Source organism: Streptomyces sp. NPDC002386 (assembly GCF_053593175.1).
This window is the reverse complement of the sequence record NZ_JBSFBX010000007.1, coordinates 217,990-236,380: the sequence shown is the minus strand read 5'-3', so window position 1 is coordinate 236,380 and position 18,391 is coordinate 217,990. Positions and strand designations below refer to the sequence as shown.

The following is an 18,391-nucleotide window of genomic DNA, read 5'->3' as shown; positions in this document are numbered from 1 at the left end:
CTCTTCTTGACCGTTTCCGCCTCTTCCCGTTTTCGTCCCTCGGACGAGAAGGGCGGGCCGGAGGGCTCAGATCGCGGTGCAGGGCACCGGCCAGCGGCCGACGCGCGGGGGCAGGGTGACCGCGCGGCCGCCTGCGACCCGCACCAGCCGCTCGGCGGCGAGCAGGTCGACGGCCGCCCGCTGCGCGGGGTCCAGCGCGTCCAGCGGCGTGGGCTCCTCGAGGAGGTCGAAGGCGGCGAGGAGATCGGGGTGGTCGAGGGTGAGCCGGACCGCCTGTCCGGGCTCCCTGCGGTCCATCACGGTGACGAAGCCGGGGCCGCGCCGGTGGTAGAGGGCGCCGGGGCCGGGGGCCGCCGGGTCCGCCGGCCCGCTGACCGCGCCGGACTCGGACACCCGGACCGGCTCGCCCCAGGTGGGCAGGGAGACGACGGTGGCACCGTCGCGGAAGAGCAGGCCCAGGCCGAGCGCGTGCCGGATCCAGTCGTCGAGGGCCCGGGCCGTCACCTCGTGGCCGTCCGCGGTGAGCAGCCGGTGCAGGGCGGGGACGGTACGGCCGTCCTCCAGCCGGCGCAGGACCCCGGCCCGCCAGCCGGTGAAGCGGTGGACGGCGGGCGGCCGGCCGTGCCGCCGGTCGTGGACCAGCAGGTCCGCGCCGGCCTCATCGAAGAGCAGCCGGGAGTGCGCGTGGCCGGCCCGCCACTCGGCGACCGCCGCCTCGAGCCGCCGCTCGGCCGGACCGGTGATACCCGCGTCCTCGGTGTCGAACAGGTAGACCAGATCCGCGAGTTCGGCCTCGGGCAGGTCGTAGACGTGCCGGTACATCTCGGCCGGGCGGCGCTTCGCGAAGCCCAGGGCCGGGTCGGTGAAGTGGGGGCTGAAGCGCTCGAGCTGGATGCGGTGGGCGCCGCTCGGCGGCTGGAGGTGGACCAGCGCGGGGAGCTGGTCCACGACGGCGTCGTAGTCGGGCGCCGTCTCGCCGGGGAAGCCGTAGAGGAGGTTCCAGGAGCAGGTCAGCGCGTGGTTCTCGCACTCGCGCAGGGTGCGGACGTTGCGGGCGCCGGTGACGCCCTTGTCCATGAGGTCCAGGACCCGGCTGCCCAGGCTCTCGATACCGGGCTGGATGTGCACCGTGCCGGACTCGCCGAGGAGCCGGAGCTGGCCGGCGGTGAGGTTGGACTTGACCTCGTAGTGCATCCGCAGGTCCCAGCCGCTGCCGGCGGCCCGCGGCAGGAAGTCGCGGAAGTAGGACATGTCCATGATGTTGTCGACGGTGACCACGTCGAGGAGGCGGTGGCGGCGGACCAGCCCGGCGGTCTCCGCCCACAGCCGCTCCCCCGGCTTGGCGCGGAACGCCATGGCGGAGCCGTTGAGCCCGCAGAACGTGCAGTGGTGCTTCTCGCCCCACCAGCAGCCCCGGGCGCCCTCGACCACCAGCTTCGGATGGACGAACTCCTTCACCGCCGAGGCGTCCAGGGCGGCCTGCCACTGGTCGTAGTCGGGCGAGGGGATGTCGGCGGGCGCCACGGTCCGCCGGGTCCCGGGGTTGGCCCGCGGCACCGGACCGTCCCACCAGCACACCCCGGGCACGTCGGCGGGCGCGGTGCCCTCGTCTAGGTGGCGCAGCAGGGCCGGGAAGGCGTACTCGGCCTCGCCGCGGACCACGTGGTCGACGAAGGGATGGTTGCGGTGCAGGGCGCGGCCCATGGGTCCGTCGCAGTTGCTGCCGCCGAAGACGACGGTCAGCCCGGGCCGGAGCCGCTTGAGTTCCCGGGCCAGCGCCAGCGAGGACACGTTCTGCATGAAGGTGGTGGTGAACCCGACGACGTCCGGCCCGGCCGCCAGGATCTCCGCCGCGCAGGCGGCGACGAACGCCTCCGCGTACGGACGCATGGCGACGGCGGTGTCCACGGGCACGTCCCGGGCGGCCGCGTACTCCCGCAGCCGGGCCAGCCCCCACGCGGGGTCCTGGTACAGGACCCCGGAGAAGACCCAGTCACCGAGGCCGTGGAAGATCGCGTCGCTGCCGACCGACACGTAGTCGCCCGGCCGCAGCCGGCCCCCGGAGCGCTCCAGCAGGAACTCCGCCCAGCGCAGCGAGCCGTGGAACTCCATGACCTCGTCGGCCGGGCGGGTCCGCCGCACCAGCCGGTTCAGCAGGCCCAGTTGCAGCGAGGGCAGGTCCAGCGGATGCCAGGGCATCGTGACCAGGTGGACGCGCATGCTCAGCGGGTCGGCCGCTTCTCCAGGATGGCCGGCCGGCGGTCGGTGCTCCGGTCCTCGCGGACCACGACCTTCTTGATCTCCACGTCGCCTGCTCCTCCGCATCCCGGCGCGGCGCGAACACCCCTGTGCCGCACGGCCGTCCACCATATGGACAGATGTGTGTGCGGCACAAGGGCATTCCGTGACGGTCCCCGGCCCGTCGGCTCACAGCCTCGGGTCGACCGGCTCCGACTCCAGGGCGAGCACCCCGAACACGGCCTCGTGCACCCGCCACAGCGGCTCGCCGTCCGCGAGCCGGTCCAGCGCCTCCAGGCCGAGGGCGTACTCGCGGATCGCCAGCGACCGCTTGTGGCCCAGGAAGCGGCCGCGCAGACGGGCGAGGTTGTCGGGGCGGGTGTACTCCGGACCGTAGATGATCCGCAGGTACTCGCGGCCCCGGCACTTGACGCCGGGCTGCACCAGCCGGCCCTCGCCGTCGCGCACCAGCGCGCCGAGCGGCTTGACGACCATGCCCTCGCCGCCGCGGCCGGTCATCTCCAGCCACCAGTCGACACCGGCGCGGACCGACTCGGGGTCGCCCGTGTCGACGTACAGCCGCCGGGTGGTCTGCAGCAGTCCGGTGCCGTCGTGCTCCACCATCCGGTCGATCAGCGCCAGTTGCTCGTCGTGCGGGAGCGCGGCGAGACTGCGGCCCCGGGCGGCCAGGATCTGGAAGGGCGCGAGACGGACCCCTTCCAGGCCGTCGGTGGTCCAGCAGTAACGGCGGTAGGCGTCGGTGAACGCGGCCGCGTCGGCGGCCCGCCCGCGCTGGCGGTCCAGCAGCCCGCCCACGTCGGTGCCCCGGGCCGCGGCGGCCTCCAGGGCGGCGAGGGCGTCGGGGAACACCGCGCCGGACGCGGCGCCGACCGCCGCGTACTGGCTGCGCAGCAGACCCGAGGCCTTCAGCGACCACGGCATCAGCTCGGCGTCCAGCAGCAGCCAGTCGGTGTCGAGCTCCCGCCAGAGGCCGGCCTCCGAGACGGCCGAGCGCAGCCGGCCGAGGATCTCCTCGGTCACCTCGTCGTCGTCGAAGAACGGCCGTCCGGTCCGGGTGCAGAGGGACCCCGTGGGTCCGTCGACTCCGAACCGCGTGCGCGCCGCCTCCGCGTCCCGGCACACCAGCGCCACCGCGCGCGAGCCCATGTGCTTCTCCTCGCACACGACCCGGGCGACGCCGTCCGCCGCGTACTGCGCGAACGCCTCGGCCGGGTGCTCCAGGTAGCCCTCGATCTCCGAGGTGGCCGTCGGCGCCATGGTGGGCGGCAGGTACGGCAGCAGGCGCGGGTCGACCGCGAAGCGGCTCATGACCTCCAGGGCCGCGGCCGCGTTGTCCTCGCGGACCGCGACCCGGCCCGAGTGCCGGGTCTCCACGACCCGGCGGCCGTGCACGTCCGCCAGGTCCAGCGGCCGCCCGTCCTGCCCGCCGGGCGCCTCGCTGCGCAGCGGCTTCGCGGGCTCGTACCAGACCCGCTCGGCCGGTACGTCGACCAGCTCGCGCTCGGGCCAGCGCAGCGCGGTGAGCTTGCCGCCGAACACCGCGCCGGTGTCCAGACAGATGGTGTTGTTCAGCCAGGTCGCCTCGGGCACCGGGGTGTGGCCGTAGACCACGGCGGCCCGGCCGCGGTAGTCCTCCGCCCACGGGTAGCGCACGGGCAGCCCGAACTCGTCGGTCTCGCCGGTGGTCTCCCCGTACAGGGCGTGCGAGCGCACCCGTCCCGAGGTGCGGCCGTGGTACTTCTCGGGCAGCCCGGCGTGGCAGACGACCAGCCGGCCGCCGTCGAGGACGTAGTGGCTGACCAGGCCGTCCAGGAAGCGGCGCACCTCCTCCTTGAACTCCTCGCTCTCGCCCGCCATCTGCTCGACCGTCTCGGCGAGCCCGTGGGTGTGCTGGACCTTGCGTCCCTTGAGGTGACGGCCGTACTTGTTCTCGTGGTTGCCCGGCACGCACAGCGCGTTGCCCGACGCGGTCATCGCCATCACCCGGCGCAGCACGCCCGGGGTGTCCGGGCCGCGGTCGACCAGGTCGCCGACGAACACGGCGGTACGGCCCTCGGGGTGCACGCCGTCGGCGTAGCCCAGCTCCGCGAGCAGGCTCTCCAGCTCGGCGGCGCAGCCGTGGACGTCGCCGATGATGTCGAAGGGGCCGGTGAGGTGGGTCAGGTCGTTGAAGCGCTTCTCGGTGACGACGGTGGCGGTCTCGACCTCCTCGGCCCCGCGCAGGACGTGCACCTTGCGGAAGCCCTCGCGCTCCAGGTGCCGCAGCGAGCGGCGCAGTTCGCGGGTGTGCCGCTGGATGACCCGGCGGGGCATGTCGGCGCGGTCGGTGCGGGCGGCGTTGCGCTCGGCGCACACGTCCTCCGGCACTTCCAGCACGATGGCGATGGGCAGCACGTCGTGCTTCCTGGCCAGTTCGATCAGCTGCCGGCGGCTGTCCTGCTGCACGCTGGTGGCGTCGACGACGGTGCGGCGGCCGGCGGCGAGCCGTTTGCCGGTGATGTAGTGCAGCACGTCGAAGGCGTCCCGGGACGCGCTCTGGTCGTTCTCGTCGTCGGAGACGAGGCCGCGGCAGAAGTCCGAGGAGATCACCTCGGTCGGCTTGAAGTGCCGCCGGGCGAAGGTGGACTTGCCGGAGCCGGAGGCGCCGACGAGGACGACCAGGGAGAGGTCGGTGACGGGGAGGACCCGTCCCGTGGGTGTCTCGGTCATGCCTTCTCCGCCTCCTTCTCGGCCTTCTCGGCGCGCTCGTCGTCCTCGGCCCCGGCGGCCTTTGCGGTGTTCTCCGTCCGCACGTGGAAGACGGCCATCTGGGTGGGCGGTCCGACCTCGGGGTCGTCCGGCCCGACGGGCAGGAAACCGACCTCGTACCCGTGCCGTCCGGCCACGGCCGCCGCCCAGTCGCGGAACTCCTCGCGGGTCCACTCGAAGCGGTGGTCGCCGTGCCGGGCGTGTCCGGCGGGCAGCGTCTCCCAGCGGACGTTGTACTCGACGTTCGGGGTGGTCACGACGACCGTGCGCGGGCGGGCGTGACCGAACACGGCGTACTCCAGGGCGGGCAGCCGGGGCGGGTCGAGGTGCTCGACGACCTCGCTGAGCACGGCCGCGTCGTAGCCCTTGAGCCGCTTGTCGGTGTAGGCGAGGGAGCCCTGGACGAGGCTGACCCGGGCCGCCTGCCGCTCTCCCATGCGGTCCAGCTTGAGCCGGCGGGCGGCGATGGTCAGGGCCCGCACCGAGACGTCGACACCGACGATCTCGGTGAACCGCACGTCCCTGAGCAGCTCCTGCACCAACTGGCCCTGCCCGCAGCCCAGGTCCAGGACGCGGGCGGCGCCGGCCTCGCGGAGGGCGGCGAGGACAGCCTCGCGCCGCAGCACGGCGAGCGGCGCCGGCTTCTCCTCGTCCTCGGTCCCGGTGTCCTCCGGGACCGCGTTGTCGATCGCCTCGACCTCGCTGTCGTCGGCCTCGGCCAGCCGCACCAGCTCCAGCCGCTCCATGGCCTGTCGGGTCAGCGACCAGCGGCGGGAGAGGTAGCGGCTGGTGATCAGCTTCTGCTCCGGGTGCGTGGGCAGCCAGCCCTCGCCGGCGCGCAGCAGCTTGTCGACCTCGTCGGAGGCGACCCAGTAGTGCTTGGCGTCGTCGAGGACGGGCAGCAGCACGTACAGGTGGCGCAGCGCCTCGGCGAGGGTCAGCGCCTCCGACTCCAGGGTGAGCCGGACGTAGCGCGAGTGGCCCCACGCCGGGAACTCGGTGTCGAGGGCGACGGGTTCGGCGGTCACCGTCCAGCCCAGCGGCTCGAACAGCTTCCGTACGAGGTCGGGGCCGCCGCGTGCGGGCAGCGCGGGCACCTCCACGCGCAGCGGCAGGGGCGCGGCGGCCCGCTCCGGGCGGGACTTGCACACGCCGCGCAGGGCGCTGGAGAAGACGCCGCTCAGCGCGACCGCGAGCAGCGACGAGGCCGCGTAGGGCCGGTCGTTGACGTACTGGGCGAGTGCCGCGTCGGGCGCTCCGCCGCGGCCCCTGCCCTTGCTCCGCCGCACCAGTGCGACCGCGTCGACCTCCAGCATGAGCGCGGCCGTGCAGCGCTCGGCGTCCGCCTGTGGGTAGAAGACGTGCGCGGTGCCGTAGGAGGTCGAGAAGGTCTGCGCCTTGTCGGGATGCTTGTGCAGCAGGTACCCGAGGTCGGTGGCCGGGTGGGCGGCGTCGCCGCGTGTGGAGATCGTCAGGAACACGTGTCCGAGTCTCCCCGCTGCCGCACCCCGTCGACCAGTGGTTTTCCGGGACGCCTAGGCCGCTGCGCCCGGTCCGGGGCGCAGCGGCCGAGGCGGCGGGGCGTCCGGGTCAGGCGAGCTGGGTCTGGACCTGGGAGGAGATCAGTTCCAGGTGGTCCAGGTCGTCGAGGTCGAGGATCTGGAGGTAGATGCGGGTGGAGCCGGTCTCGGCGTAGCGGCCGATCCGGTCGACCACCTCGGCCGGCGAACCGGCCAGGCCGTTGGCCTTCAGCTCGTCCACCTCGCGGCCGATGGCGGCGGCCCGGCGGGCGACCTCCTGGTCGTCCCGGCCGACGCACACCACCAGCGCGTTGGAGTAGGTCAGGGCGCTGGGCCCGCGGCCCGCCGCCTCGGCGGCGGCGCGCACCCGGCCGAACTGCCGCTCGCTGTCCTCGACGGAGGCGAACGGGATGTTGAACTCGTCGGCGTAGCGGGCGGCCAGGCGCGGGGTGCGGGTGGCGCCGTGGCCGCCGATGAGCACCGGGATCCTCGGCTGGGCGGGCTTGGGCAGCGCGGGCGAGTCGGTGAGGTCGTAGTAGGTGCCGTGGAAGTCGAAGGTCTCGCCGGTCTTGGTGGCCCACAGCCCGGTGACGATCTCGAGCTGTTCCTCCAGGCGCGCGAACTTCTCCTTGGGGAACGGGATGCCGTACGCCTTGTGCTCCTCCTCGAACCAGCCCGCGCCGAGGCCCAGCTCGACCCGGCCGCCGGACATCTGGTCGACCTGGGCGACCTGGATGGCGAGCACGCCGGGCAGGCGGAAGGTGCCGGCCGTCATCAGGGTGCCCAGGCGGATGCGCTTGGTCTCGCGGGCCAGGCCGGCCAGCGTGATCCAGGCGTCCGTGGGGCCGGGCAGGCCGTCCGCGTTGCCCATCCGGAGGTAGTGGTCGGAGCGGAAGAACGCGTCGAAGCCAAGATCCTCGGTGGCCTTCGCCACGGTGAGCAAGGTGTCGTACGTGGCCCCCTGCTGGGGCTCGGTGAAGATTCGAAGGTCCATACACCCATCCTGCACGGCACCGGCCCCGCCGGTCTCATCGGTACCGCCGGGCGCGGCCGTCCCGATCAGGTGAATCCCGTGGTCGCGGGCGCGGAGTCGGTGCGGTCCGGCCGGTCACACACCCGACGGGCTGTCCTCCGCGCCCTCGGGTAACGCCGCCACCCGTGCGGCCAGTTTGCGCAGCATCTCCAGGACCCGGTCCCGGGACTCGTCCGCCGCGTCGATGGCCTCCATGCACTGCCAGTACGCCGTCTCGTCGGTGGCGGAGCTGGCCATGCCGACCAGTGCCATGCCGACCTCGCCCAGCAGGCCGCCGAGGCAGAGCAGGGTGAGCCGGGCGTCGGCCAGCTCGGTGAGCTGGGCGGCGCGCAGGTCGCCCGGGTCGAGTTCCGGGGCGTCCAGGACGCCGCAGCCCCGGCCCGCCAGTTCGGTCAGGCCCAGCGCCTCGCCCCGCAGCTCGGGCGGACCGGACACCGCGAGCCGGCTGCCGATCGCCTGGGCCAGGGCCTGCGCCTGCCACACCTCGGCCATGATCTCGGGCCGGTCGGTGCCCTGGGCCAGGGCCCGCCTGCTCGTCCCGATGAGTCGCACCGCATCCATGCGCTGCCCCCGTCCAGTCCGCCGTGCGTCCTCGCGCGCCCGCGTGAACTCCCCTGTTCACTACCCAGAGTGAGGGCGCCTGAGACGTAAAGCCAGAGATGGGCGGGAAATTGTGGACAACAATTCGGATTCGGGGCGGCCCATGACTGCGCAGAGTGATAGCGGAGGATGGCGCTCCGTCAGTCGGCCGGGTCCGGCCCCGGGGCCGGGAAACGCTCCTCGTTGCGGTCGATCTTGGCGGACAGGGCGGCCAGCGGATCCACGCCGAGGACCTCGCAGAGCTGGAGGAGATAGGCGAGGACGTCGGCGACCTCGTCCCGGACCCGGTGCGCGGTGCCCGGGTCGTCCATCACCCGGGCCGACTCCTCGGGCGTCAGCCACTGGAAGATCTCGACCAGTTCGGAGGCCTCCACACTGAGCGCGGCCACCAGGTTCTTGGGGGTGTGGAAGGGCTGCCAGTCGCGCGCGGCGGCGAACTCGGCCAGTCTGCGCTGGAGTCCGGCCAGGTCGGGGTGGTCCGTCACGGCCTCAGGTGTACCACGGTGACCCCCTCGGCCCCCACGGCCCAGGAGGCGTCGCTGACGGCGCCGACGCAGCGGATGTGGCCCCGCTCGCCCATCCGGGCCGCCGTCCGCAGCAGCGCGCGCCGCTGGGCCGGGTCGAGACCGCGATCGAAGCCGTCGGTGAGCACGGTGAGGGTGCGCAGCGCGTCGGGCACCTCGCCGGGCGTGTCCACCGCCAGGACGCCCGGGCCGGTCAGCAGCACCAGCGCCAGCGCGACGTAGCGCAGTTCGCCGTCGCCGAGCCGGGCCAGCTCGGTGCGCAGGCCGTCGCCCCGGTCGAGCACCGCCCGTACGGTGCCGTCGGCCAGCGGCTCGGGGACCAGGTCGGCCACCGGGCCGGCGCAGCCGCCGCGCAGCGCCTCCACGAGCGCCGCGTGCCGGCGGGCGCACTCGGACCGGGTGCGCCACAGCACGTCGGCGAGGTTGTCGCAGCCGGGCAGGAGGCGCCCCGATCCGGTGGGGACGGGGGCACGCATGCGCTCCGGGCGCGGGTCGCAGGGGAAGACCGAGCGCAGGGCGACGACCATCTGCTCGGCGGCGGCGAGCACCCGCCGCTGGCCGTCGGTCTTGCCCGCCACCCGCAGCGGCAGCAGCGGGGTGCCGAGCAGGTCGTCGGGCAGCGGGGCGCGGGTCACCGGCGAGGCGCCCGCGGTGTGCCAGGCGGCCTGGACGGCGCGGCGTCCCGGGTCGCGCAGGGCGGTCTCCAGCAGGACCACCCCGTCCGCCGTCAGCCGCTCGCCCACGATCCGCAGCTCCGGCTCGGCCTGCACGGCGACGTCGAGCCGGACCGGCCCCCCGGCGCCGTCGGCCGTGCAGCCGATCCGGAACCCACGGCGCCGCTGCGCGTCGGGCCGCGCCCGCTCCGGCACCCAGGCGGCCGGCTCCGGGAACACCTCGTCGAGCGGCGCCCCGCCGCCGAGCCGGGCGAGCGCCTCGTACGCCGCGAGCGCGGTCGACTTGCCCGAGCCGCTGGGCCCGGCGAACAGGGTGACGGCGCCCAGCGGGAACGCGGCCCGCCGGTGCCCGGCGAAGGCGGACAGCCGCAACTCGGTGACGCGGGCGCGTACGTCGGGCGAGCCGGGGAGCCGCTCCCCCGTGCCGCCCGCGAACCGCCCGCCCCGCCCCGGCACCCGCGGGGAGTCCGCCGGGCCGGCGGGCGGCGGGGCGAGGGGCTCGAAGGACGGTTCCGGGGGCCCGGAAGGCGGCGGGAAACCGGTGGACACGGGAGGGACGGCCATATGCGGACGGTAGGCCTCCGCCGGAACGGCGAACCGTTTTGCCCGCCGCACCTTCCTACGATCGGGGGACCACCCGCACCGCGCGCGTCGGCGGCCTCAGCCGCCGGCCATCCCCGCGCCCTCCATCAGCCCGCTGACCTCGGTGCCGGGCGGCGTCAGCAGGAAGACGTTGCGGTCGACCCGGTGCATCCCGCTGCCCAGGCCGAAGACGACACCCGTGCTGAAGTCCAGGACGCGCTTGGCGACATCGCCCTCCGCCCCGGACAGGTCCAGCAGCACCGGCACCCCCGCCATCAGCGTCTCGGCGACCTCCCGGGCGTCCGCGAAGACGTTGACCCGCAGGACGACGAACCGGCGCCGGGTCTCGGTCTCGGCGTCCGGCAGCGAGCGGTGGCGCACCGCGGACGGCCAGGCGTCCCTTCCCCGCAGTGGCACGACCTGGGCGAGCCCCTCCCACTGTTCATCGGTGACGTCGTAACGGCTCACCGGCTCCACCTGACCTGACTCGCACCCAATGCCTGCACCGGTCAATTCTTACGCCAAGTCACCCGTTCAGCCCAACAACGACACACTGCGCGACCGCTCATGCGTCCTGTTCCATCCGGCACATGTACGAATAAAACCCCTTCTTACCGCCCTCACACCGGTCTCTTCATGTCGTTCCCCGCCCCGCTCACCGGCCGCCACTAGCGTCCGGTGCCGTGCACTTGGCAGAAACACAAGCAGTGGCGCCCGGGCGGTGGACACGGCCGGCGATGTCCACCGCCCGGGGACGTCCCACCGACGACCTCCCCGGTCCCGCGCAGTGGCACCGGGTCCTGACCCTGCTCGCCGATGTGAGCCTGTTCATCGGGACCCGGTCCCTGTGGTCGCAGGCGGCGACCCGCGACCTGTTCCTCGTGGCGGTCGTCTCGCTCTGCTACGTCTCGATCCTGACCGGCGGGGTCCTCGCGCTGACGGTCCGCCGGACGCGTTCGCTGGCCCGCGTCGACCTGATGGTGCTGCTGACCGCCGTCACGCTCACCGCCTGCGCCTGGTGGCTGAACCACGCCGGCGGCGACGAGGCGGTCCTCACCGCCCAGGCCGCACGGGAACTGGTCGCCGGGCACCCGGTGTACGGACAGCCCTGGCCCTGGCTGTTCCACGGCCCGAACGTCGCGCTGACGCCGACGATAGACGGCGGTTACGACTTCACGTACGGCTATCCCCCGCTCGCCCCGCTGCTGGCCGCACCCCTGCTGTGGGTGGGCGGCGGGGGCGCTCCGGCGACGGCCGCGGCGACGATCGCGCTGGTCGCCGGGGCGGTGCTGCTGTGGCGGCTGCTGCCGGTGCCCTGGCGCTCGGCGGCCACGATGGCGTGCCTGGGCTTCGGCTTCCTGCCGGGATACGCCCGTTCGGGCTATCCGGCGATCCCGGCCATGGTCCTGCTGATCCCGGTGGTGGTGGGCTGGCCGCGCATCGGCCGCGGCGGCCGGCTCGGCACCCCGGGGATCGCGCGGGCCGTGTGCCTGGGCGCCGCGTGCGCGACGCAGCAACTCCCCTGGTTCGTGGCGCCGTTCCTGCTGGCCGGCATCCACGCGGTGCGCCGCGGCGAGCTGGGCGGACGCGCGGCCACCGCGGTCTGCGCGCGGATCCTCGGGATCGCCGCGACGACGTGGCTGCTGGTCAACACGTACTTCATCGCACACGAGCCGGGACCCTGGCTCGACGGCGTCGCGCTGCCCCTGACCCAGGGCGCGGTGCTGCACGGACAGGGCCTGGTGGACGTCTCGCTGTACTTCACGCACGGCAGCGACCACCTCGACTGGTACGGCCACGCGAGCGCGCTGCTCGCCGCCGCGCTGCTGGCGCTGTACGTGCTGTTCGTACGGCGGCTGGGCCCGGCGGCGACGGTGCTGCCCTGGTGCGCCTTCTACGTGGCGACCCGGTCCCAGGACGGCTACTACCTGATGATGACCCCGCTGTGGCTCGCGGCGGCGGTCAGCGTGCCGCTGTCGGACTTCGCGAACGCCTGGCAGCCGCGCCCCCGGTGGCTCAGGGGCCCGCGCCGCCGGCCGGCGCTGGCGGGCGCGGCCGCGTTGCTGGTGCTGCCCGCGCTCATGAGCGCGGTCCTCGCGGCGACGGGCCGGCCGCCGCTGCGGATGGACGTGACGGCGGCGCGGCGGGCCACGGCGCATTCGCTGTCCGGCCTGAGCCTGCGGGTGACCAACTCGGGGGACACCGCGCTCACCCCGCACTACATGCTCACCACCAGCCACGGAATGAGCAGATACTGGTCCCTGACGCGCGGTCCGGCCACGATCGCCGCGCACAGCACGGCGTCCGTCGAACTGCGCGCACCGTCCGGCCGGTTCACGCTGCCGGCCGCGGCGGGCTCGAAGCTGCGCCTGCGCGCCTTCACGGGGGACCCGCAGACGCTCTCCACCCGGGACCTGCGACCGGCCGACCTGGGCCGCGGGAAGACACCCGAACGGTAGGAAAACGGGCGGCCGGGTCCGGGCGAGGTGCAGGTCACAGCCGCAGAGAGGGAAACGTCACAGCCCTCGCTCTGCTGTCACATGAGCACCCTGCCCTAGCATCCGAGCATGACGGTCCTGCCTGACGACGGGCTCTCACTGGCCGCCGAGTTCCCTGACGCGACACACGAGCAGTGGCACCGCCTGGTCGAGGGTGTGCTGCGCAAGTCGGGCAAGGAAGTCTCGGGCGCGGCAGTTGAGGACGCCCTGTCCACGACGCTCGAGGACGGGCTGCGCACCCGGCCCCTGTACACCGCGCGCGACGCCGCACCCGACCCCGGTCTGCCCGGTTTCGCCCCGTACGTGCGCGGCGGCCGCCCGGAGGGCAGCACGGCCGGCGGCTGGGACGTGCGGCAGCGGCACACCGCGCTCGGCGGCGCCGCCGACGGCGCGGTGCTGGCCGACCTGGAGAACGGCGTCACCTCGCTGTGGCTGGTGCTCGGCGAGGGCGGCATCCCGGTCTCCGGACTGGGCCGGGCGCTCGACGGGGTGTTCCTCGACCTGGCCCCGGTCGTCCTGGACGCCGGCCGCGACACCGAGGCCGCCGCCGAGGCGCTGCTGCGGCTGTACGAGGAGAGGGGCGTCGACCCCGCCACGGTGCGCGGCGGCCTGGGCGGCGACCCGCTCGGCCACGAGGCCCGCACCGGCACCCCGCTCGACCCGGCCCCCTTCGCCGCCCTCGCCGCGCGCTGCGCCGCGACGTACCCCGGCCTGCGCGCGCTGACCGTGGACGCGCTGCCGTACCACGAGGCGGGCGGCTCCGCCGCGCAGGAGCTCGGCGCCTCCCTCGCCACCGGCGTGGCCTACCTGCGGGCGCTGACCGAGGCCGGGCTCCCGGTCGAGGCGGCCTGCGGCCAGCTGGAGTTCCGCTACGCGGCCACCGCCGACCAGTTCCTGACCATCGCCAAGCTGCGCGCGGCGCGCCGGCTGTGGGCGCGGGTCGCCGAGGTGGCCGGGGCGCCGGCCGCGGGCGCGCAGGTCCAGCACGCGGTGACCTCGCCGGTGATGCTGACCCGCCGCGACCCCTGGGTGAACATGCTGCGCGCGACGGTGGCCACGCTGGCCGCCGGGGTGGGCGGCGCCGACTCGGTGACCGTGCTGCCGTTCGACCACGCGCTGGGCCTGCCGGACGCGTTCGCCCGCCGGATCGCGCGCAACACCTCCACGATCCTGCTGGAGGAGTCCCACCTGGCCCGGGTCATCGACCCGGCGGGCGGCTCCTGGTACGTGGAGCGGCTGACCGAGGAACTCGCCCAGGCCGCCTGGGCGTACTTCCGGTCGGTCGAGCGGGACGGCGGCCAGGCCGCGTGCCTGCGCTCGGGCCGGATCCGCACGGACCTGGCGACGACCTGGGCGGAGCGCTCCAAGAAGCTCGCCAAGCGGCGCGAACCCATCACCGGTGTCAGCGAGTTCCCGCTGCTGGCCGAGAAGCCCGTGAAGCGCGAGCCCGCGCCCGAGCCGCCGTCCGGCGGGCTGCCCCGGGTGCGCCGCGACGAGGCGTTCGAGGCCCTGCGGGCCCGCTCCGACGCCCACCTGGCCGCGACCGGCTCCCGGCCGAGGATCTACCTGGCCGCGCTCGGCTCGCCCGCCGAGTACACCGCGCGCTCGACGTTCGCCGCGAACCTGTTCCAGGCGGGCGGCATCGAGCCGGTCACCGACGGCGCCTTCGAGGACAGCGGCGCCACCGAGGCCGTGCTGTGCTCCAGCGACGCGCTCTACGCCGAACGGGCCGGGCAGGCCGCCGAGTCGCTGCGCGCGGCCGGCGCCCGGCACGTGTTCCTGGCGGGCCGCCCGGCCGAGCACCCGGGCGTCGACTCGTACGTCTTCGCGGGCTGCGACGCCATCGACGTGCTGTCCGCGACCCTCGACCGCATGGGAGTGTCCTGATGGGAATCCCCGACTTCTCCGGCATCGAGCTGGGGACGCCGGCCGTCGACGGCGGCGCCGAGGAGTGGCGCACGGCCGTCAAGCGGGCGACCGGGAGCGAGGAGCCGCTGTGGGAGACCCCGGAGGGCATCGGGGTCAAGCCGCTCTACACCGGCCGTGACCTGGAGGGCCTGGACTTCCTCGGCACGTTCCCGGGCGTCGCGCCGTTCCTGCGCGGCCCGTACCCGACGATGTACGTCAACCAGCCCTGGACGATCCGCCAGTACGCGGGCTTCTCCACCGCCGAGGAGTCGAACGCCTTCTACCGGCGCAACCTGGCGGCCGGCCAGAAGGGCCTCTCGGTCGCCTTCGACCTGCCCACCCACCGGGGCTACGACAGCGACCACCCGCGGGTGACGGGTGACGTCGGCATGGCCGGCGTGGCCATCGACTCCATCTACGACATGCGGCAGCTCTTCGACGGCATTCCGCTGGACAAGATGACCGTGTCGATGACCATGAACGGCGCGGTGCTGCCGATCCTGGCGCTGTACATCGTGGCGGCGGAGGAGCAGGGCGTACCGCCCGAGAAGCTGGCCGGAACCATTCAGAACGACATTCTGAAGGAGTTCATGGTCCGCAACACCTACATCTATCCGCCGAAGCCGTCGATGCGGATCATCTCCGACATCTTCGCGTACACCTCGCAGCGGATGCCCCGCTACAACTCCATCTCCATCTCCGGCTACCACATCCAGGAGGCCGGGGCCACGGCCGACCTGGAGCTGGCGTACACCCTCGCGGACGGCGTGGAGTACATCCGGGCGGGGCGCGAGGCGGGCCTGGACGTGGACGCGTTCGCGCCCCGGCTGTCGTTCTTCTGGGCGATCGGCATGAACTTCTTCATGGAGGTCGCCAAGCTGCGCGCGGCGCGGCTGCTGTGGGCCAAACTGGTCTCGCAGTTCGAGCCGAAGAACAGCAAGTCCCTCTCGCTGCGCACCCATTCGCAGACCTCGGGCTGGTCCCTGACCGCGCAGGACGTGTTCAACAACGTCACGCGCACCTGTGTGGAGGCGATGGCGGCGACCCAGGGCCACACCCAGTCGCTGCACACCAACGCCCTCGACGAGGCGCTGGCGCTGCCCACCGACTTCTCGGCGCGCATCGCCCGCAACACCCAGCTCCTCATCCAGCAGGAGTCGGGCACCACCCGGGTCATCGACCCGTGGGGCGGCAGCGCCTACGTGGAGCGGCTGACGTACGACCTCGCCCGCAAGGCCTGGGCGCACATCCAGGAGGTGGAGCAGGCGGGCGGCATGGCGCAGGCCATCGACGCCGGCATCCCCAAGCTGCGCGTGGAGGAGGCGGCGGCCCGCACGCAGGCCCGCATCGACTCCGGCCGCCAGCCGGTGATCGGCGTCAACAAGTACCGGGTGGACAGCGACGAGCAGATCGAGGTCCTGAAGGTCGACAACTCCTCGGTGCGCGCCCAGCAGATCGAGAAGCTGCGGCGGCTGCGCGCGGAGCGGGACGAGCAGGCCTGCCGGGACGCGCTGGACGCGCTCACCCGGGCCGCCGACGGCGACGACAACCTGCTGGAGCTGGCCGTGCGTGCGGCCCGCGCCAAGGCGACCGTCGGTGAGATCTCCGACGCCCTGGAGAAGGTGTACGGCCGGCACGCGAGCCAGATCCGTACCATCTCCGGGGTGTACCGCAACGAAGCCGGCGAGTCCCCGTCCGTGGACCGCACCCGTGCCCTGGTGGACGCCTTCGAGGAGGACGAGGGGCGCCGGCCGCGCATCCTGGTCGCCAAGATGGGCCAGGACGGCCACGACCGCGGCCAGAAGGTGATCGCGACCGCCTTCGCCGACCTCGGGTTCGACGTCGACGTCGGCCCGCTCTTCCAGACGCCGGAGGAGGTCGCCCGGCAGGCGGTCGAGGCGGACGTGCACGTGGTCGGGGTGTCCTCGCTGGCCGCCGGTCACCTCACGCTCGTACCGGCGCTGAAGGAGAAGCTCGCCGAGGAGGGCCGCGCGGACATCATGATCGTGGTCGGCGGGGTGATCCCGCCGCAGGACGTGCCGACCCTGCTGGAGATGGGCGCCACGGCCGTGTTCCCGCCCGGGACGGTGATTCCGGACGCGGCGTACGACCTGGTGAAGCGGCTGTCCGCCGGCCTCGGCCACGAGCGGTAGCCGCGTATGGCAGCGATCGATCTCGACACGTACGTGAAGGGTGTGCTCGACGGCAGGCGGGCCCTGGTGGCCCGCGCCATCACGCTGGTCGAGTCCACCCGCCCGCAGCACCGGGCGCTGGCGCAGGAGCTGCTCACCGAGCTGCTCCCGCACAGCGGCCGGGCGCGGCGGATCGGCATCAGCGGCGTGCCGGGCGTCGGCAAGTCGACGTTCATCGACGCGTTCGGCACGCTGCTGACCTCGCTGGGGCACCGGGTGGCGGTCCTCGCGGTGGACCCGTCCTCCACCCGCACCGGTGGCTCGATCCTGGGTGACAAGACCCGGATGGAGCGCCTCGCGGTCGACCCGGACGCCTTCGTACGGCCCTCGCCCAGCGCGGGCACGCTGGGCGGCGTCGCGAAGGCGACCCGGGAGTCGATGGTGGTGATGGAGGCCGCCGGGTACGACGTGATCCTGGTGGAGACCGTCGGGGTCGGCCAGTCGGAGACGGCGGTCGCCGACATGGTCGACTCCTTCCTGCTGCTCACCCTCGCCCGCACCGGCGACCAGCTCCAGGGCATCAAGAAGGGCGTCCTGGAACTGGCCGACGTGATCGCGGTCAACAAGGCCGACGGCCCGCACGAGCGGGACGCGCGGGCGGCGGCCCGCGAACTGGCCGGTGCGCTGCGGCTGATGCACGGCAAGGACGCCTTCTGGACGCCTCCGGTGCTCAGTTGCAGCGCCCGTGAGTCGACCGGCCTGGACGTGGTCTGGGAGCGGCTGGAGCAGCACCGCACGCTGCTGGACTCCACCGGCCGGCTCGCCGCCAAGCGGCGGGACCAGCAGGTCGACTGGACCTGGTCGATGGTCCGGGACGAACTGCTGGGCCGGCTGCACGCCGATCCGGCCGTGCGCGAGGCCGCCCCCGCTCTCGAACGGCAGGTCAGGGACGGCACGCTGACGGCGACCCTGGCGGCGGAGGGCATCCTGCGCGCGTTCGGGGAACGGCGGGACCCGGCGCCGGGGCGGTGAGCCCCGGCGGCTCGGGTGCGGTGCAGGATGCGCCCGGGGGCGTCACGGGGTGCGGAAGCCCCGGAAGGTCACGTGCTCGCGGGACGTGAACCCCGTTCGCTCGTAGAGCGCGATCGCGCCGGTGTTCGCCTCCGCCACGTGCAGGAAGGGACGTTCCCCGCGCTCCAGGACGCGGGCGACGAGGGCGTCGATCAGGCGGACTGCGTGGCCCCGGCCGCGTGCCTCGGGGGCGGTGCAGACGGCGCTGATCTCGGTCCAGCCCGGGGGCCGCAGCCGTTCCCCGGCCATGGCGACCAGCCTGCCGTTGTCGCGGATGCCGAGGTAGGTGCCCAGTTCGGGGGTGCGCGGCCGGAACGGTCCCGGGCGGGTCAGCTCGACGAGGCCGAGCATCTCGGGCACGCTCTCCGGGCCCAGTTCGAGCACCTGCGCGCCGGTCTCCGGGCGAGGGGGCGCGGACCGGTCGCCGGACCAGGTCATCCGGCGGCCCTCGAGGGTGAAGACCGGCTCCCAGTCCGGCGGCGGGACGGCCGGGCAGCTGAACATGTCGGCGAACGCACCGGGGCCGAGCAGCCGGGCCAGGTCGGCCCATTCGGCCGGGCCGGGGTCGGCGGGCACCGCGCAGAAGGTCGCCACGTCCGGCAGGTAGCCGGCGGCCCGGCCGTACCTGCGGGCGAGACGGGCGTGATGGCCGCGGAGCGACGCGCCCACCGGGTCGTCGAGTGCCTCGGCGTCGCGGTTCACCATCGTGCTGTCCCTCCGTCCGGCGCGCGGGCCGTTCGCCCCGGGTGGCGATCATAGGCACGCGCCGTCGCGGCGGGCGAAGCCCCGGGCGGGCCGGGCGGGCCGGGCGGTCCGGGCGGAGGTGCGGCTCGCTCCTCCGC

The 18,391-nt window shown here is 74.0% G+C and carries 14 protein-coding genes; 4 read left to right on the top strand and 10 right to left on the bottom strand.

Annotation, left to right across the window (positions count from 1 at the left end; translation table 11 throughout):
* Window positions 1–66: 66 nt before the first annotated feature.
* The 9 genes from ACWCPN_RS16645 to ACWCPN_RS16605 all read right to left on the bottom strand — a co-directional run bounded on the left by ACWCPN_RS16645 (window position 67) and on the right by ACWCPN_RS16605 (window position 10,408).
* Window positions 67–2,220 carry a RiPP maturation radical SAM C-methyltransferase gene (locus tag ACWCPN_RS16645; protein WP_451206418.1) on the bottom strand — a complete coding sequence of 718 codons (2,154 nt, stop codon included), beginning with the start codon at window positions 2,218–2,220 and terminating at the stop codon, window positions 67–69.
* 2 nt (window positions 2,221–2,222) lie between these two features.
* Complete coding sequence (locus tag ACWCPN_RS16640; RefSeq protein WP_392293332.1) at window positions 2,223–2,357, bottom strand: hypothetical protein; 135 nt, start codon at window positions 2,355–2,357, stop codon at window positions 2,223–2,225.
* A gap of 70 nt (window positions 2,358–2,427) precedes the next feature.
* Window positions 2,428–4,968, bottom strand: coding sequence for a polynucleotide kinase-phosphatase (locus ACWCPN_RS16635; protein WP_451206416.1), 2,541 nt, complete (start codon window positions 4,966–4,968; stop codon window positions 2,428–2,430).
* Window positions 4,965–6,488 (bottom strand): 3' terminal RNA ribose 2'-O-methyltransferase Hen1, encoded by a 1,524-nt coding sequence (locus ACWCPN_RS16630; RefSeq protein ID WP_451206413.1) that lies wholly within the window; start codon window positions 6,486–6,488, stop codon window positions 4,965–4,967. Before ACWCPN_RS16630 ends, ACWCPN_RS16635 begins: the two co-directional genes overlap by 4 nt.
* 109 nt (window positions 6,489–6,597) lie before the next feature.
* On the bottom strand, window positions 6,598–7,521 hold the full coding sequence (locus tag ACWCPN_RS16625; RefSeq protein ID WP_451206410.1) for an LLM class F420-dependent oxidoreductase: 924 nt from the start codon (window positions 7,519–7,521) through the stop codon (window positions 6,598–6,600).
* 114 nt (window positions 7,522–7,635) lie between these two features.
* On the bottom strand, window positions 7,636–8,121 hold the full coding sequence (locus tag ACWCPN_RS16620) for a DUF6099 family protein (protein ID WP_199212374.1): 486 nt from the start codon (window positions 8,119–8,121) through the stop codon (window positions 7,636–7,638).
* Window positions 8,122–8,300: 179 nt separating this feature from the next.
* Window positions 8,301–8,645 (bottom strand): nucleotide pyrophosphohydrolase, encoded by a 345-nt coding sequence (locus ACWCPN_RS16615; protein ID WP_451206407.1) that lies wholly within the window; start codon window positions 8,643–8,645, stop codon window positions 8,301–8,303.
* Window positions 8,642–9,922 (bottom strand): AAA family ATPase, encoded by a 1,281-nt coding sequence (locus ACWCPN_RS16610; protein ID WP_451206405.1) that lies wholly within the window; start codon window positions 9,920–9,922, stop codon window positions 8,642–8,644. Before ACWCPN_RS16610 ends, ACWCPN_RS16615 begins: the two co-directional genes overlap by 4 nt.
* A gap of 96 nt (window positions 9,923–10,018) precedes the next feature.
* Window positions 10,019–10,408, bottom strand: a complete 390-nt coding sequence (locus ACWCPN_RS16605) for a cell division protein SepF (protein WP_199212371.1) — start codon at window positions 10,406–10,408, stop codon at window positions 10,019–10,021.
* A gap of 269 nt (window positions 10,409–10,677) precedes the next feature.
* On the opposite strand from ACWCPN_RS16605, the gene ACWCPN_RS16600 reads away from it, so the two are divergent.
* The 4 genes from ACWCPN_RS16600 to meaB all read left to right on the top strand — a co-directional run bounded on the left by ACWCPN_RS16600 (window position 10,678) and on the right by meaB (window position 17,510).
* Window positions 10,678–12,399 carry a hypothetical protein gene (locus tag ACWCPN_RS16600; protein ID WP_451206402.1) on the top strand — a complete coding sequence of 574 codons (1,722 nt, stop codon included), beginning with the start codon at window positions 10,678–10,680 and terminating at the stop codon, window positions 12,397–12,399.
* Between the two features lie 108 nt (window positions 12,400–12,507).
* The gene (locus ACWCPN_RS16595) at window positions 12,508–14,325 is read left to right on the top strand and encodes a methylmalonyl-CoA mutase family protein (RefSeq protein WP_451206400.1); all 1,818 of its coding nucleotides are present in this window, start codon (window positions 12,508–12,510) and stop codon (window positions 14,323–14,325) included.
* A complete protein-coding gene (scpA, locus tag ACWCPN_RS16590) occupies window positions 14,325–16,499 on the top strand; it encodes a methylmalonyl-CoA mutase (RefSeq protein ID WP_451206397.1) in 2,175 nt (724 codons plus the stop codon). The genes ACWCPN_RS16595 and scpA overlap by 1 nt, the downstream gene beginning before the upstream one ends.
* 6 nt (window positions 16,500–16,505) lie before the next feature.
* Window positions 16,506–17,510 carry a methylmalonyl Co-A mutase-associated GTPase MeaB gene (gene meaB, locus ACWCPN_RS16585; protein WP_451206395.1) on the top strand — a complete coding sequence of 335 codons (1,005 nt, stop codon included), beginning with the start codon at window positions 16,506–16,508 and terminating at the stop codon, window positions 17,508–17,510.
* Between the two features lie 42 nt (window positions 17,511–17,552).
* Here the strand turns inward: meaB and ACWCPN_RS16580 are convergent, their stop codons facing one another.
* Window positions 17,553–18,254: a GNAT family N-acetyltransferase gene (locus ACWCPN_RS16580; protein ID WP_451206392.1), complete on the bottom strand. Its 702-nt coding sequence runs from the start codon at window positions 18,252–18,254 to the stop codon at window positions 17,553–17,555.
* Window positions 18,255–18,391: the final 137 nt, after the last annotated feature.